This is a genomic window from Streptomyces sp. NPDC001406 (genome assembly GCF_042895285.1).
GTDB lineage: Bacteria > Actinomycetota > Actinomycetes > Streptomycetales > Streptomycetaceae > Streptomyces.
The window spans coordinates 97,835-111,364 of sequence record NZ_JBIAWG010000013.1; the positions used below are offsets into that span (position 1 = coordinate 97,835).

Genomic DNA, 13,530 nt, shown 5'->3' on the forward strand with positions numbered 1-13,530 from the left:
AGCAAAGTCATGGCCCGTTCCGTCGCCTCGATCGTTGCCGGCCGCATGGTCGCCGGCGCCCCCGGCGGGACTCTTCAGCGCCCCAATCCCGGCCGTACCGCCGAGCTGGTCTCCGAGGTCTCGCTCGGCGACGCCTCGACGTTCGTCGCGGCCGCCAAGGCCGCGAAGGCGGCTCAGCGGTCCTGGGCGGACATCCCGGCGCCGGTGCGCGGATCCGCGATCGGAAAGATCGGCCGGCTCGTCGAAGCCAACAAGGACCGGCTCGCCCGCATTGTGACCGAGGAGATCGGCAAGCCGTACACAGAGGCACTCGGCGAGGTCCAGGAGATCATCGACACCTGTGACTTCTTCCTGGGCGAGGGCCGTCGGCTGTACGGGCAGACGGTGCCCTCGGAGATGCCCGACAAGCAGCTGTTCACCTTCCGCAACCCCGTCGGTGCGGTTGCGGTGATCACCGCGGGCAACTTCCCGGTGGCCGTGCCGGCCTGGTACCTCGTACCGGCGCTCGTGACCGGCAACACCGTCGTGTGGAAGCCCGCCGAGTACGCCGCCGCGAGCGCCAGGGCCCTCTTCGAGCTGTTCGTGCACGGAGGTGGCCTGCCCGACGGCGTACTCAACCTCGTACTCGCCGACGGAGAGCAGACGTATGCCGGCCTGGAGGCCTCCCTGGAGGCCGGGCTGGTCGACAAGGTCGGCTTCACGGGATCCACGGTCGTCGGCCAGAAGATCGGCGCCCTGTGCGGAAGCCATCTGCAGACCCCCTGCCTGGAACTGGGCGGCAAGAACCCCCAGGTGGTCACCCCGAGCGCAAACCTCGACCTGGCGGTGGAGGGCGCGTTGTTCTCCGGATTCGGCACTGCCGGGCAGCGCTGCACCTCCCTCGGGACGGTCATCGTCCATGAGTCGGTGAAGGAGGACTTCCTCGCCCGCTTCGACGCCGCGAGCCGCGCGGCCCGGATCGGCGACGCGTTCGAGGACGTCCTCTACGGCCCGATGCTCGACGAGCGGTTCGCGCAGCGCTACGAGACCTTCCTCGGGTGGATCAAGGATCACCACCGGACGTACGGCTCCGACGGCATCGGGCGGATCACGGCCGACAACCCGCGCAAGGGCTTCGTCGGGGACCCTGAAGCGGGCATGTTCTACCACCCGGTGATCGTCGACGGAGTGCGCCGCGACGACGACGTGTTCCTCAACGAGACCTTCGGCCCCATGGTCGGAGTGACCACCTACCGGGACTTCGACGAGGCCGTCGAGCTGGCCAACGCCCACGGCTACGGCCTGTCCGCCGCGATCTACACCACTGATCCGCACGAGGTGTGGACGTTCCGGCGCGGTATCTCCGCGGGCATGGTCAGCGTCAACAACACCACCTCCGGAGCCGAGGCGCACCTCCCGTTCGGCGGCAACGGCAAGTCCGGCAACGGCAGTCGTCAGTCGGGGCAGTGGGTGCTCGACCAGTTCACCCGCTGGCAGTCGATGAACTGGGACTACTCCGGCCGTCTGCAGAAGGCGCAGATGGACGTGGCCACGCTCGAGCCCGACATGGCCTTCCGCCTGTGAGCGGCGTTGAGGACCTGGACCGGCACTTCCGCGAGGAGGTGGCCGGTCTCCGGTCCGCCGCCCGCGCCGCCGGTCCGGGGCCGACGGGCGGTGTTGCCGGTTCCGGGTCGCTCACCGGGAGCACGGACGCGGCGCTCCAGCCCGAGCCCGGCGCACTGGACACCCGTACCGCACTGAACAGCCGTACCGCACTGGACCTCTTCGACGCCCAGCTGGAGAGCCGGCACGCCGACGCCGCTGCGCGCTGGATGCAGCAGCAGGGCCGTGGCTACTACACCATCGGATCGAGCGGGCACGAAGGCAACGCCGCGGTCGCCCTCGCCTTGCGCCCCACCGACCCGGCGTTGCTGCACTACCGGTCAGGCGCCTTCTACTGCGCCCGCGCCCGGCAGGCCGGCGGCGTCGATGCGGTCAGGGACATGCTGCTGGGGGTGGCCGCCGGGGCCGACGAGCCGATCGCAGGTGGCCGGCACAAGGTGTACGGGCGTCGCGAACTGGCCGTCATCCCGCAGACGTCGACCATCTCCTCCCACCTGCCGCGGGCAGTCGGGGTGGCATGGAGCATCGCCCGCGCCAAGCGGCTCGGGACAAAGTGCGCCTGGCCCGACGATGCCGTCGTCTGCTGCTCGTTCGGCGACGCGTCCGTCAACCACTCCACTGCGGCAGGCGCCATCAACAGCGCCTGCCACGCGGCCTACCAGGGCCTTCCGATGCCAGTGCTGTTCGTCTGCGAGGACAACGGCCTGGGAATCAGCGTGCCGACACCGCACGACTGGGTGCGGCGCGCCTACGGAAACCGGCCCGGTCTCGCCTACTTCGCCGCGGACGGGTGCGATCCGTCAGCCGCCTTCGACACCGCGCGCGAGGCAGTGGCCCATGTACGCAAGAGCCGTCAACCCGCCTTCCTGCACCTGTCGATGGTGCGATTCCTCGGCCACGCGGGCTCGGACGCCGAAGCCGCGTACCGTATGCCTTCCGAAGTCGCCGCGGATCTGCAACGCGACCCACTGCTGGCCACGGCCCGGCTGCTCACGACGACCGGCGTCCTCACCCCGCAGCAGGTTCTCGAGCGGTACGACGAGGTGGCCGGGCGGGTGTTCGCCGTCGCCAAGGAGGCCCTCGACAGCGAGCCCCTGACCACCGCCGCGGAGATCGCCGCGCCCGTCGCCCCCCGCCGTCCCGACCTCGTGGCGGCTGCGGCACGCCGTACGAGCGAACCACCCACAGTGCCCGTGGGCGAGCCCGTCACCGTCGCCCAGGCCATCAACCACACACTCGCCGACCTGCTCGGCAGCTACCCGGAGATGGTCGTCTTCGGCGAGGACGTCGGCCGCAAGGGCGGGGTCTACGGACTGACCCGGGGATTGCAGCGGCGTTTCGGTACCGCCCGGGTCTTCGACACCCTGCTCGACGAGCAGGCCATCCTCGGCCTCGCGCTGGGGGCGGGACTGTCCGGGCTGCTGCCGGTGGCGGAGATCCAATACCTTGCGTATCTGCACAACGCCGAGGACCAGCTGCGCGGCGAGGCCGCGACGCTTCAGTTCTTCTCCCAGGGCCAGTACCGCAACCCCCTCGTGGTCCGCATCGCCGGCTACGGCTACCAGCGCGGATTCGGCGGCCACTTCCACAACGACAACGCGCTGGGCGTCCTGCGTGACATTCCGGGCCTGGTCATCGCCTCCCCGTCCCGCCCCGACGATGCCGCAGCGATGCTGCGCACCTGCGTGGCGGCCGGCAAGGTGGACGGGACGGTCAGCGCCTTCCTCGAACCGATCGCGCTCTACCACACCCGAGATCTCCACACGGAGAAGGACAACGGCTGGCTCGCCGCATACCCGCCACCCGCACAGCACGTACCGATCGGCCGGGCACGCACCTACGGCACAGGCGCGGACCTGACCCTCGTGACCTTCGGCAACGGCCTGCCCATCTCGCTTCGAGCCGCACGCCGACTGGAGCAGCAGGGCATCGACTGCCGCGTCGTCGACCTGCGCTGGCTGGCACCCCTGCCGGTCGACGACCTGCTGCGCGAAGCACGTGCGACGGGACGCGTCCTCGTGGTCGACGAGACCCGCCGCACGGGAGGGGTATCGGAGGGAGTCGTCACGGCCCTGGTCGATGCCGGATTCACCGGCGTCGTCCGACGGGTCACCAGCGCGGACACCTTCATCCCGCTGGGGAACGCGGCGCAATTGGTGCTCGTGTCCGAGTCCGACGTCGAGCGCGCCGCCGGTGAGCTGCTCTCGGCGGGCCCGCCTGCTCCCCGGTGACGGCTGGTCAGCCGGCCGAGGCGGTCGGTGGCGCACGGTGATCCGGAGGGAATGGCCTGGACACGATCGGCGGGCAGGTCGGACGATGAGCGCATGCTCAGCACCCTCCTCGCCTTCCTGGGCGCCTGCACCCTGGTCGCGGCATCACCCGGCCCCAGCACCATGCTGATCATCCGGCAGTCCCTGCACAGCAAACGGGCTGGGTTCTTCACCGTTCTGGGCAACGAGACCGGTGTGTTCCTGTGGGGTGTCGTCGCAGCGCTCGGGCTCACGGCGCTGATCGCCGCCTCACAGCTGGCCTACGACATCATGAGGATGGTTGGGGCAATTGTCCTGATCCTCTTCGGTATACAGACTCTTCTGGCTGCCCGGCGCGGGCACGCGCAGCCGGTCGAGCAGACGACGGCAGGCGTTGTCCAGTCCGGTTGGAAGACGTACCGCTCGGGCCTGCTGCTGAACCTGGCCAATCCGAAGGCTGCTCTGTTTGCGATGTCATTCCTGCCGCAGTTCGTGCCGACGGGTGCACCCAAGCTGCCCACGATGATCGCTCTTTCAGCGATTTGGGCGGTTTACGAGGTCGGCTACTACGGCTTGTACGTGTGGTTCGTCGGCCGTATGAAAGCTCTCATCGCAAAGGCTGATGTGCGCCGGCGACTGGAGCAGGTCTCCGGAGGGGTGCTGCTGATCCTGGGTGTTCGGATGGCTGTCGAAAGCTAGCCGGATCGCGTACGGCCCTCAGCGGACGTACAAGCCTTCCAGCAGCGAGTTCAGATAGCGGCGGGCGGTCTCGACGCGGGCTGCAGGCGTGCCGTGGACGTTCGCGGCGTAGGCGATACCGCACATCAGCGGGACCAGGTCGGCAGAGGTCAGGTCGGCGCGTACGACCTCGGCGTCGCGGGCCCGCTCCAGCAACTCTTTGCCGACCGACGACAGGTTCCGCTTCAGTTCGGTGGTGCGTGGCAGGGCGTCCGTGGAGGCGGCGGTGACCGGGGGCAAGGACGCGTCGGTGACCTGCGCTTCGATGGTGCGGGTGAGAAAGCCGGCGAGGGCGCGCCCGGGGTTGTCGTCGGCCAGCGCCTGCTCACCGTGGGCGGCCAGGGCCTCCAGGCTGGGGGTGGCCACGGTCTCCAGGAGCGCCTCGGCGGTGGGGAAGTGGCGATAGACGGTGCCCACGCCCATATGGGCGCGGCGGGCGATGTCGTTGAGCTGCAGTGATGTGCCTTCGTCGACGAGATCGCGAGCCACCGCGACGATCCGTTCCCAGTTGCGGGCAGCGTCCTTGCGCAGGCGGGCGGTCGTCATGCGAGAAGTCTAACTGGATGGCTCATCCGCATCGCTGCAGAACGCGATCCGGATGAGCCACCCGTTTCCGGCCGTTGTTGTTCGTCTTCAGATCGCGTCACGCATGCGTGAGTGGCGCGAGGCGCTCGCTGAGGTGGCGGACGGCTTCGGCGATGCGGGGATCCGTTGCCGAACGGAAGGGGGTGACCGGCTGCGCCTGGGGTCCGATGACCACGCCGGTCCGGCCGGCCAGTGAGCCGTCGGTCGCGGCGAAGATCGAAGGCTTGGCCGCCAGGGACGCCGGGCCCGAAGTCGAGCGCTCGAACTTACGCCGGACCAGCGGCCAGAGCAGCCGCAGCCCCGGCGAGACGATCTTCGGATCGCGCATGGTGCCGTTGGTCATGTCGGTCGCGGCGCCGCCGGGATCCGCCGCGAAGACCGAGACGCCCGCGCCGTCCAGTCGGCCGGCAAGATCGAGCGTGTAGGCGAGGTTGGCGAGCTTGGCGCGGCCGTACCAGTGAAAGCCGTAGTAGCCCCCCGGCGGCTCGACGGAGTCGAAGACGCGCTTTGCGACACCGGTCGCTCCCGAGGTGACGTTCACGATCCGGCTCGGCGCACCGGCTCGCAATGCGGGCAGCAGCAGTTCGGTCAGCAGATAGGGCGAGAGGTGGTTGACGGCGAACGATGCCTCGATCCCGTCCACCGAGTCCTGTCGGTCCGGGAACATCGCACCGACGTTGTTGACCAGAACGGTCAGCGGGCCGTCTGCGGCGATGCGGTCGGCGAGGGCGCGGACCGCATCGAGCGAAGAGAGATCGGCGGCCAGGAACCGGGCGGAGTGCAACGGCGCCGTCGCGTTGATCCGTTCGACCGCACGGGCGCCGCGCTCGGCGCTGCGCCCGACCACGGTGACGGCATTACCTGCCTCGGCCAGCCCCAAGGCGGTCTCCAAGCCGATTCCCGCTGTCCCTGCTGTGACGACCGCTGTCTGCTTCATTGCGCAACCCGTTCTGCATATGTGGATGAGCTATCCGGTTAGTGTCACCGTAGCAGATCCGGATGACCTATCCGCTTGGTGGGACTGGCCGGACGGGCCTTGAGGTGGCGTGACGCGTGCGGTGTCACACGCCAGTCAGGATGTGTTCAGGTGTCCGGTGGCACGGTCGCTCTCCATGACCTACGAAACGTCTGAGACTTCCGCCGTCTCCGCGGCCGACAGGCCCGTCGCACCGGGGCGGCGTCGGCTGCGCTGGAACAAGGTGCCCGAGGTCACCGTCTACTTCTGGATCATCAAGGTGCTGTGTACGACGGTCGGTGAGACCGCGGCCGACCTGCTGAACGAGAAGGCCGGCCTCGGCCTGACCGGTGTGTCGGTGCTGATGAGTGCGTTGCTGGCCGTGGTGCTGGTCGTGCAGTTCCGTACGAGCGCGTACCGGGCGGGCGTGTACTGGCTTGCCGTGGCGCTGATCAGCGTCGTCGGTACTCTGATCAGCGACAACCTCACCGACAACATGGGCGTGCCGCTGGAGGTGAGCACCACGGTGTTCGGGCTCGTTCTCGCCGTCGTGTTCGTCGTCTGGTACCGCCGGGAGCGGACGCTGTCCATCCACAGCATCGACAGCGTCGGCCGCGAATCGTTCTACTGGCTCGCCGTCCTGTTCACCTTCGCCCTGGGCACCGCGGCCGGTGACCTGGTCTCCGAGCGCATGGATCTCGGCTACTGGCTGTCCGCCGTGCTGTTCGCCCTGGCCATCGCCGCGGTCGGCGTCGCGCACTTCGCACTCGGTCTCGACGCCGTCTGGAGCTTCTGGATCGCGTACATCCTCACCCGGCCGCTCGGCGCTTCGATCGGCGACTACCTCTCCCAGCCGACCGGTGACGGCGGAGTGGGTCTGGGCACGGTCGTCACCAGCGTGCTGTTCCTCGCGGTCATCCTCGGTCTGGTCGTGTACCTGGGCGTCACCCGAAAGGACGTCACCGAGCCGGAAGGGGCCGCACAACACGCGGCGTGACCTGCAACCCGCCTGTGTTCAGGATGCGTTCAGGATCTCTGTGCCACGGTCGAAGATCACGGCCGCCGCCGGTGGCCGAGTCAACTCACAGGGCGCTCGTCCCGGTTCCCAGGGGCGAGCGCCCTGTCGTTCGACCGAACAGGAGAATCCGAGTTGGAGAAATCCGAGGTCCTCACCGACCTCGACGTGGCGAGCACGTCGAAGACCAAGTCGGTGATGAAGAAACTGCCCGAGGTTACGCTGGCCTTCTGGATCATGAAGATCGCCGCGACGACCTTGGGCGAGACGGCGGGCGACCTCTTCGCGCAAACCCTGAAGCTGGGCTACTTCCTCACCACGATCGTGCTGTTCCTGATCTTCGTGGTGACACTGGTGGTCCAGCTGCGAGCCAGCCGCTACAACCCGTTCTGCTACTGGACCGTGATCCTGTCGACCAGCATGGCCGGCACCACGATGTCCGACTTCATGAACCGCGATGCCAGCGCCAAGTTCCTGTCGAACGGAGCGACCAGGCTGGGCTGGGGCCCGCAGGGCCTTGGCCTGGGCTACCCCGCCGGAGCGGCCATCCTGATCTCCATCCTCCTGGCGATCTTCCTCGCCTGGAAGCTGAGCGGGATGACCTTCCAGATCCGCGACATCGTCACCTTCAAGGGCGAGGCCCTGTTCTGGTCGGCGATCCTCGTGTCGAACACCCTCGGCACCTCGATGGGCGACTTCCTGTCCGACAGCTCCGGCCTCGGCTACGCCGGTGGTGCGCTGCTCGTGACCGGGGCGCTCGCCGTGCTCGTAGCGCTCATGAAGGTGCCCACCGTGCCGAATGTGCTGCTGTTCTGGATCGCCTTCGTCCTCACCCGACCACTGGGCGCCACCGCGGGCGACTTCCTCACCAAGCCGGTCGCCAAGGGCGGCCTGGATCTCGGTACCGTGGGCTCGTCCGCCGTGCTGCTCGTTGTTCTGTTCGGCCTGATGGCCTATGCCCACGGGCAGGAGCGCCGGTCCTCGGCCTGGCTGGCGACGGAGGAGCGGGAGTCGGTCACCCGGCGGGGAGACTGACCGTGAACCTGGCCCCGGGCGCGTGTCCGGGGTCGTAGGAGACCTCGCCGCCGACGGTGCGGGCCAGGCGTCGCGCGAGCGGCAGCCCGAGGCCCGCGCCGTCGTGCCCGTCGTCGGCGTCGGCGCGTCGGCCGGGCTGGAACAGCTCCGCCACGAACGCCTCCGGTACGCCGGGGCCGTCGTCGACGACATCGATCCGTACCGCACTGGGCAGGCGCCGCGCGGACACGGTCACGCTGGAGCAGGCATAGCGGACGGCGTTGGCGAGCAGCGGGCTGAGGATGCGTTCGAGGAGAGCGGGTGCGACTCCCGCCTCCAGTACCAGAGTGTCCGTCGCAACCGTGGCCTTGATCCGATCCCCTGGGTCGACGTGCTGGAGCAGGCGGCGGAGGAGGGGAACGACGTCGGTCGTTGCGGGGGCCGTCGCCGGGTTGAGCGCATTCTCGCGGGCGTCGTCGAGGAGCGTGTCGCAGATCGTGCGCATGGACTGCGCGGCCTCGGCGATCACCTCATGGGTGGCGCGGGTCTGGGCGTCCGTGCGCGGACGGGTCTGCCACCAGTCGAGTTCCATGATGATCCGGGTGAGCGGTGTGCGCAGTTCGTGGGACAGTTCCCCCGTCAGCTGCCGTTCGTGGCGCAGTACGGTGCGTATGCGGTCCAGCAGCGCGTCCAGTGAGCCACCCAGGCGGGCGAGTTCGACCGGGTGATCCTCCGTACCGAAGCGGTCGTCGGAGCCCGCAGCGCTCCACTGCGTTGCCTGGTCGGTCATCGTCCGCACCGGTCTCAGTGCCCGGCCGACGGACAGACGTGTGAGTACGTACGTGCATCCGAGCATCACGGCGTCCAGGACCAGCGACCCCAGCAGCAGGGTGTCGGCCGAACTTTGGTACGGAGCCAGGTCCAGAGCGGTGACGACAGTGGCTTTGGCATCACGGCCGGGGATCGGCTGGGAGCACAGCCGGACGGGCCGGTGACCGTCGACGGTCGTGCAGGCGTGCTCCCGCTGTGCGGCCAGCCGGTCGGCGGCCTGGGTCACCGGGCTTCCGACGGTGGCGGACGGTGGCCTCTCCAGCAGGCGGGTGTCGGCGTAGATCCACACGTTCGCGTCGAGGAGGCGGTCGTTGACGGTTTCCAGGACGCGTACCCGGGGACCGCTGGTGTCGACGGTCGTGGTCACCGCTGCCGCTCTGGTGCGCAGTTCGTCGTCCGCCTGGCGTTGCAGATGCTCGTCCATCACGGCGTTGAATGCCACGGTCAGGACTGTCATCAGCAGTGCGGCGGCGGCCAGCGCCACGAGGGAGAGCCGACCTTGCAGGGTGCGCGGGGCCAGGCGACCGAAGACGCGGTAGGCACGGGTCATGACAGGCGGTGTCCGACTCCGCGGGCCGTGTCGATCGTCAGACGGCTGCCGGCCTCGCGCAGTTTGCGGCGCAGCCGGCTCAGGTACTGGTCCAAGGTGTTGTCACTGACTTGCGCGCCCTCGGGCCAGCCGGCCCGCACCAGGTCACGGCGGCGCACGAGGGCCCCGTCCGCGGCAACGAGCGTGGCCAGCAGCCGGAACTCCGTCGGGGACAGGTCGACGCGTGCGCCGTCGTGCACGGTCGCACTGTGATCCACCGCGTCCAGCACCAGATCGCCGGTTGTGGCGCAGGACCGGGGGGCGGCCCGTCTGAGCGCGGCGCGCAGCCTGGCGGCGAGTTCGGCGAGGTGGAAGGGCTTGGGCAGATAGTCGTCACCCCCGGCGGAGAAGCCGGACAGGCGGTCGGTGAGCTGGTGCCGGGCGGTCAGGAAGATCACGGGGGCGAAGAAGCCGTTGGCCCGCATGGCCTGGCATACGTCCCGTCCGTCCGCGTCGGGCAGGCCGACATCCAGTACGGCCGCGGCGATGCCGGCGGTCGCCAGCCGCAGGGCACTGGCGCCGTCAGGTGCGAGGACGGGCTCGAAGTCCTCGTCCTGCAGACCCCGCCGCAGCACGTCCCGCAGGGCGTGATCGTCCTCAACTACCAGGATCTTGGGGTGCATGATCCTCTGTCGGTCCTCCGGTCATGGTTGTAGTTGCGAACCCTTTCCGTGCAGGTGGGAGGGCACAGGCCGAACGGGTGACTACAGGAATGTAGACCGTCTATGTCACTGTAGACGAATGACGGTCGAGGAACGTTCCCGAGCTGTGGGTGCGTTCTGGTGGAGCCGGATCAGTGGTCGTGATGGGCTCGCCGATGTGGCCCGGTGTGATGGTCGTGGCCATCCGTGGGCAGGCCAAGCCCGGCGGTTGTCAGGTCCACAAGGCGCTGGACGGCTCCCGGGTCGGGTGCCGTGGCCGCTGCGGCCAGGGCGTGGACACAGTAGTTGGCGAGTTCACCGGGGGGCACGTCGCAGTGGAGTCGGCCGTCTGCGGCGACTTGGGTCAGCAGGCCGGTGAAGAGTTCGGCGAGTTGACGCTGGGCGCGGGCGATGGGCTCGCCGCGGTGGACGAGGGCTGCGATCTCGCCGGTGTCGCGCCCGCGATGGTGGCAGATGAACGCGTAGGCCAAGAGCACGCTGCGCAGGGCCTGTTCGGGATCTTCGGCGCGGTCGCGCAGTTCGGCGAGTTGGGAGATGTGCTCGGTGATGTGCCTCTCGTGCCAGGCGATGAGGATCGCCTCGACATCAGGGAAGTACTTGTAGAGCGTCGCCCGCCCGATGCCGACCTGTTCGGCGATCTGCGCCATCTTCACCGACGCCAGTCCATGCGCGGCGACGAGTGCCGCCGTGGTCTCCAGGATCGCGTCGCGCACCGCGTGGCGGTGCGCCTCGATCGCCTCGTTCCACAGCTTCGGCACTCACCGATCCTACATGACGACACCATGGAAACACTTCGGATTGACAGCGACAGTGTGTATCGCAAAACTGGGGCCGTCCCGCCATCCGCCCGCCCTTTTGCGTTTATGGAGCCCGTTATGGCCGATCTGCCCACCCATCCCGATGCCGGCGACACCCGCGGGCCCGAGCCCCGCCGCACGCTCAGCCGTCCGGCAGTGGCCGCCGTCGCCGTCGCCGTCCTCGCCTTGGTGGCGATGGTGGTCCTGCACCTGACCGGGGTCGTCGGCCCCGGCGGGCACTGAGCACCGACCCCCACCTCCGGGTCCCGACGTCCCGCCTACCAATGAGAGTTGCCACATGATCGAGGCGAACGGTCTCAGCAAGCGCTACGGCGACACGACCGCCGTGGACGACCTGTCATTCACGGTGCCGCCCGGCCAGGTCACCGGGTTCCTCGGCCCGAACGGGGCCGGCAAGTCGACCACCATGCGCATGATCCTCGGCCTGGACGCTCCCGCCTCGGGCTCGGTCACCGTGAACGGCCGCCCCTACACCGCATACCGCCGACCGCTGTTCGAGTTCGGCGCGCTGCTGGAGGCCAAAGCCATGCACGGCAGCCGCAGCGCCTACCATCACCTGCTCTCCCTCGCGCTGAGCAACGGCATCGGCAAGGCCCGGGTCGGGCAGGTGCTGGAGCAGGTCGGGCTCGGCAGCGTCGCGCGCAGGCGGACCGGAGGCTTCTCGCTCGGCATGAGCCAGCGCCTCGGCATCGCCGCCGCACTCCTCGGCGACCCTCCGGTGCTCATGCTCGACGAGCCGGTCAACGGGCTCGACCCCGAAGGCGTGCTGTGGATCCGCACCCTGCTCAGGGCACTGGCCGCAGAGGGACGCACCGTGTTCCTCTCCAGCCACCTGATGAGTGAGATGGCGCTGACCGCCGACCGGCTCGTCATCATCGGCCGCGGCCGCCTGATCGCCGAGACCACCATCGCGGACTTCCTCGCGAGCGGCGACAGCGGCTTCGTCCGGGTCCGCACTCCGCAGTCCGCGGCGCTGGCCCAACTGCTGCGCTCCCACGGCGCGACGGTGGCCGAGCCTGCCCCGGACACGCTGCAGATCACCGGAGCCACCAGCGACACCGTGGGCGCGCTCGCCCGCTCCGCCGGCATCGCTCTGCAGGAACTTGCTGTCCAGCAGGCCTCCTTGGAAGAGCGCTACATGCAACTGACCGGCGAGGCCGTCGACTATCGCACCGTCGCCGGCCCCGCGCTCACCGCCCCGGCACCCAACGCCATTTGAGGACGACTCGTGACCACCCCTGCCTTCGTCTCATCCCTGCCCCGGCCCGCCGGCCGTGCCGCGTTGTCCGGTTTCACCGCCGTGCTCCGCTCCGAGTTCTGCAAGGTGCGCTCCGTCCGCTCCACGCTCTGGACGCTGCTCGGCGCTGTCGTGTCCAATGTCGCCCTCGGCGCGCTCGTGGCGGTTTTCCTGGTCAGCCGCCTCAGTGCGGAGCAACAGCAGACCGCGGACCCGGTCCGGCTCAGCCTGATCGGCCTGCACCTGTCGCAGATCGCGCTCGGCACGCTGGGCGTCCTCATCGTCACCAGCGAGTACGGAACCGGGCTGATCCGCGCCACCCTCTCCGCCGTACCGAGGCGTCGCTCCGTCCTTGCCGCCAAGGCGGTCGTCTTCGCCGGCATCGGCCTCGTCGTCGGCGTGCTGTCCTGCGTGACCGCGTACCTGGTCTTCCACGCCGCGCTGCCCGCCGGCACCGGCAGCAATCTGAGCCGGTCACTCACCAGCCCCGGCGTGCTGCGAGCCGCCCTCGGCGGCGGGATCTACCTCACCCTGCTCGGTCTTCTGGGCCTCGGCCTGGGCGCCGCCCTGCGCTCCAGTGCCGGGGCCATCGCCGCCCTGCTCGGCCTGCTGTTCGTGCCCAACATCCTGGTCGGCATGCTGCCGGACACCTGGCAGAACACCGTCGGCCCCTACCTGCCGATGAATGCGGGAGACGCCCTCTACCTGCTGCACCCCGAGCCCAACGGCCTGAGCCCAGCGGCCGGGTTCGGCGTCCTCGCCCTGTACACGGTCCTCGCTCTCGCAGCGGGATTCGCGGTGATCCACCACCGCGATGCATGACCGCTGTCGCAGGACAGGGTCAGGGTTTGGTGAGGGGCCCGGCGTGCAGTGCGTTCAGGCGACGCCGGTAGTCGTCCTCGTCGATCTCCCCGCGGGCCAGCCGCTCTCGGAGGATGTCCTCGGCCGAGGGCGTGGCCGGGGTGTGGGTGTGCTCCTGGGGCCGGTTGAGGGCGCGGAAGAGAAGCACGGCAATGGTGATGATCAGCGCCCAGAAGAGGATCATGCCGGTCGACATCGCGAACCAGCCCCAGCCGCTGACATTGTGGTCGTACCAGAACATCATCGCTATTCACCTGCTTCGGCCTTGTTCTGTGGCCGGATACGAAGCGGCATCCGGCGACCTTTGCCTTCTCCTGCATCGTCCCGCCGCTGGGCGTGGCCGTCCGGGGCCGGATGGTCCAAGACCGGTGGGC

14 protein-coding genes are annotated in these 13,530 nt (G+C 69.1%); 8 read left to right on the forward strand and 6 right to left on the reverse strand.

The features are described 5' to 3' along the window. The first annotated feature begins 9 nt into the window (after window positions 1-9). The 3 genes from ACFY1J_RS29980 (at window position 10) to ACFY1J_RS29990 (ending at window position 4,550) form a co-directional block, all read left to right on the forward strand. Window positions 10-1,563, forward strand: coding sequence for an aldehyde dehydrogenase family protein (locus ACFY1J_RS29980; RefSeq protein ID WP_390711152.1), 1,554 nt, complete (start codon window positions 10-12; stop codon window positions 1,561-1,563). Further along, complete coding sequence (locus ACFY1J_RS29985) at window positions 1,560-3,833, forward strand: thiamine pyrophosphate-dependent enzyme (protein WP_390711151.1); 2,274 nt, start codon at window positions 1,560-1,562, stop codon at window positions 3,831-3,833. Before ACFY1J_RS29980 ends, ACFY1J_RS29985 begins: the two co-directional genes overlap by 4 nt. Before the next feature lie 93 nt (window positions 3,834-3,926). Next, complete coding sequence (locus ACFY1J_RS29990) at window positions 3,927-4,550, forward strand: LysE family translocator (protein ID WP_390711150.1); 624 nt, start codon at window positions 3,927-3,929, stop codon at window positions 4,548-4,550. Window positions 4,551-4,568: 18 nt separating this feature from the next. On the opposite strand, the gene ACFY1J_RS29995 is transcribed toward ACFY1J_RS29990, so the two are convergent. Together ACFY1J_RS29995 and ACFY1J_RS30000 are read right to left on the reverse strand one after the other, a co-directional pair. Then, window positions 4,569-5,135: a TetR/AcrR family transcriptional regulator gene (locus ACFY1J_RS29995; RefSeq protein WP_390711149.1), complete on the reverse strand. Its 567-nt coding sequence runs from the start codon at window positions 5,133-5,135 to the stop codon at window positions 4,569-4,571. Window positions 5,136-5,232: 97 nt separating this feature from the next. Beyond that, window positions 5,233-6,111: an SDR family NAD(P)-dependent oxidoreductase gene (locus ACFY1J_RS30000; RefSeq protein WP_390711148.1), complete on the reverse strand. Its 879-nt coding sequence runs from the start codon at window positions 6,109-6,111 to the stop codon at window positions 5,233-5,235. Window positions 6,112-6,286: 175 nt separating this feature from the next. Between ACFY1J_RS30000 and ACFY1J_RS30005 the strand changes: the two genes are divergently transcribed. Next, window positions 6,287-7,126 (forward strand): hypothetical protein, encoded by an 840-nt coding sequence (locus ACFY1J_RS30005; protein ID WP_390711147.1) that lies wholly within the window; start codon window positions 6,287-6,289, stop codon window positions 7,124-7,126. Between the two features lie 153 nt (window positions 7,127-7,279). Next, window positions 7,280-8,179, forward strand: a complete 900-nt coding sequence (locus ACFY1J_RS30010; RefSeq protein WP_390711146.1) for a hypothetical protein — start codon at window positions 7,280-7,282, stop codon at window positions 8,177-8,179. On the opposite strand, the gene ACFY1J_RS30015 is transcribed toward ACFY1J_RS30010, so the two are convergent. The 3 genes from ACFY1J_RS30015 to ACFY1J_RS30025 all read right to left on the reverse strand — a co-directional run bounded on the left by ACFY1J_RS30015 (window position 8,160) and on the right by ACFY1J_RS30025 (window position 10,998). Next, entirely contained in the window at window positions 8,160-9,539 is a 1,380-nt protein-coding gene (locus tag ACFY1J_RS30015; RefSeq protein WP_390711145.1) for a sensor histidine kinase, read from the reverse strand. The two genes, ACFY1J_RS30010 and ACFY1J_RS30015, sit on opposite strands and share 20 nt — an antisense overlap. Next, window positions 9,536-10,201: a response regulator transcription factor gene (locus ACFY1J_RS30020; RefSeq protein ID WP_390711144.1), complete on the reverse strand. Its 666-nt coding sequence runs from the start codon at window positions 10,199-10,201 to the stop codon at window positions 9,536-9,538. Before ACFY1J_RS30020 ends, ACFY1J_RS30015 begins: the two co-directional genes overlap by 4 nt. A 170-nt stretch (window positions 10,202-10,371) precedes the next feature. Beyond that, window positions 10,372-10,998 (reverse strand): TetR/AcrR family transcriptional regulator, encoded by a 627-nt coding sequence (locus ACFY1J_RS30025; RefSeq protein WP_390711143.1) that lies wholly within the window; start codon window positions 10,996-10,998, stop codon window positions 10,372-10,374. Between the two features lie 117 nt (window positions 10,999-11,115). Between ACFY1J_RS30025 and ACFY1J_RS30030 the strand changes: the two genes are divergently transcribed. From ACFY1J_RS30030 to ACFY1J_RS30040, 3 genes are read left to right on the forward strand one after another with little or no spacing between them, the layout of a single operon-like run. Next, window positions 11,116-11,280, forward strand: coding sequence for a hypothetical protein (locus ACFY1J_RS30030; protein WP_390711142.1), 165 nt, complete (start codon window positions 11,116-11,118; stop codon window positions 11,278-11,280). Window positions 11,281-11,335: 55 nt separating this feature from the next. Further along, the gene (locus tag ACFY1J_RS30035) at window positions 11,336-12,277 is read left to right on the forward strand and encodes an ABC transporter ATP-binding protein (RefSeq protein WP_390711141.1); all 942 of its coding nucleotides are present in this window, start codon (window positions 11,336-11,338) and stop codon (window positions 12,275-12,277) included. 9 nt (window positions 12,278-12,286) lie between these two features. Beyond that, entirely contained in the window at window positions 12,287-13,117 is an 831-nt protein-coding gene (locus ACFY1J_RS30040; RefSeq protein ID WP_390711140.1) for an ABC transporter permease, read from the forward strand. A gap of 19 nt (window positions 13,118-13,136) precedes the next feature. Here ACFY1J_RS30040 and ACFY1J_RS30045 read toward each other — a convergent pair whose 3' ends face one another. Beyond that, window positions 13,137-13,400 (reverse strand): SHOCT domain-containing protein, encoded by a 264-nt coding sequence (locus ACFY1J_RS30045; RefSeq protein WP_390711139.1) that lies wholly within the window; start codon window positions 13,398-13,400, stop codon window positions 13,137-13,139. Window positions 13,401-13,530 lie beyond the last annotated feature (130 nt).

Bases quoted from the DNA above. Each gene is read 5' to 3' on its own strand.
- ACFY1J_RS29980 (WP_390711152.1), top strand. From the start codon at position 10: ATGGCCCGTTCCGTCGCCTCGATCGTTGCCGGCCGCATGGTCGCCGGC.
- ACFY1J_RS29990 (WP_390711150.1), top strand. From the start codon at position 3,927: ATGCTCAGCACCCTCCTCGCCTTCCTGGGCGCCTGCACCCTGGTCGCG.
- ACFY1J_RS29995 (WP_390711149.1), bottom strand. From the start codon at position 5,135: ATGACGACCGCCCGCCTGCGCAAGGACGCTGCCCGCAACTGGGAACGG.
- ACFY1J_RS30000 (WP_390711148.1), bottom strand. From the start codon at position 6,111: ATGAAGCAGACAGCGGTCGTCACAGCAGGGACAGCGGGAATCGGCTTG.
- ACFY1J_RS30005 (WP_390711147.1), top strand. From the start codon at position 6,287: ATGACCTACGAAACGTCTGAGACTTCCGCCGTCTCCGCGGCCGACAGG.
- ACFY1J_RS30015 (WP_390711145.1), bottom strand. From the start codon at position 9,539: ATGACCCGTGCCTACCGCGTCTTCGGTCGCCTGGCCCCGCGCACCCTG.
- ACFY1J_RS30020 (WP_390711144.1), bottom strand. From the start codon at position 10,201: ATGCACCCCAAGATCCTGGTAGTTGAGGACGATCACGCCCTGCGGGAC.
- ACFY1J_RS30030 (WP_390711142.1), top strand. From the start codon at position 11,116: ATGGCCGATCTGCCCACCCATCCCGATGCCGGCGACACCCGCGGGCCC.
- ACFY1J_RS30035 (WP_390711141.1), top strand. From the start codon at position 11,336: ATGATCGAGGCGAACGGTCTCAGCAAGCGCTACGGCGACACGACCGCC.
- ACFY1J_RS30045 (WP_390711139.1), bottom strand. From the start codon at position 13,400: ATGATGTTCTGGTACGACCACAATGTCAGCGGCTGGGGCTGGTTCGCG.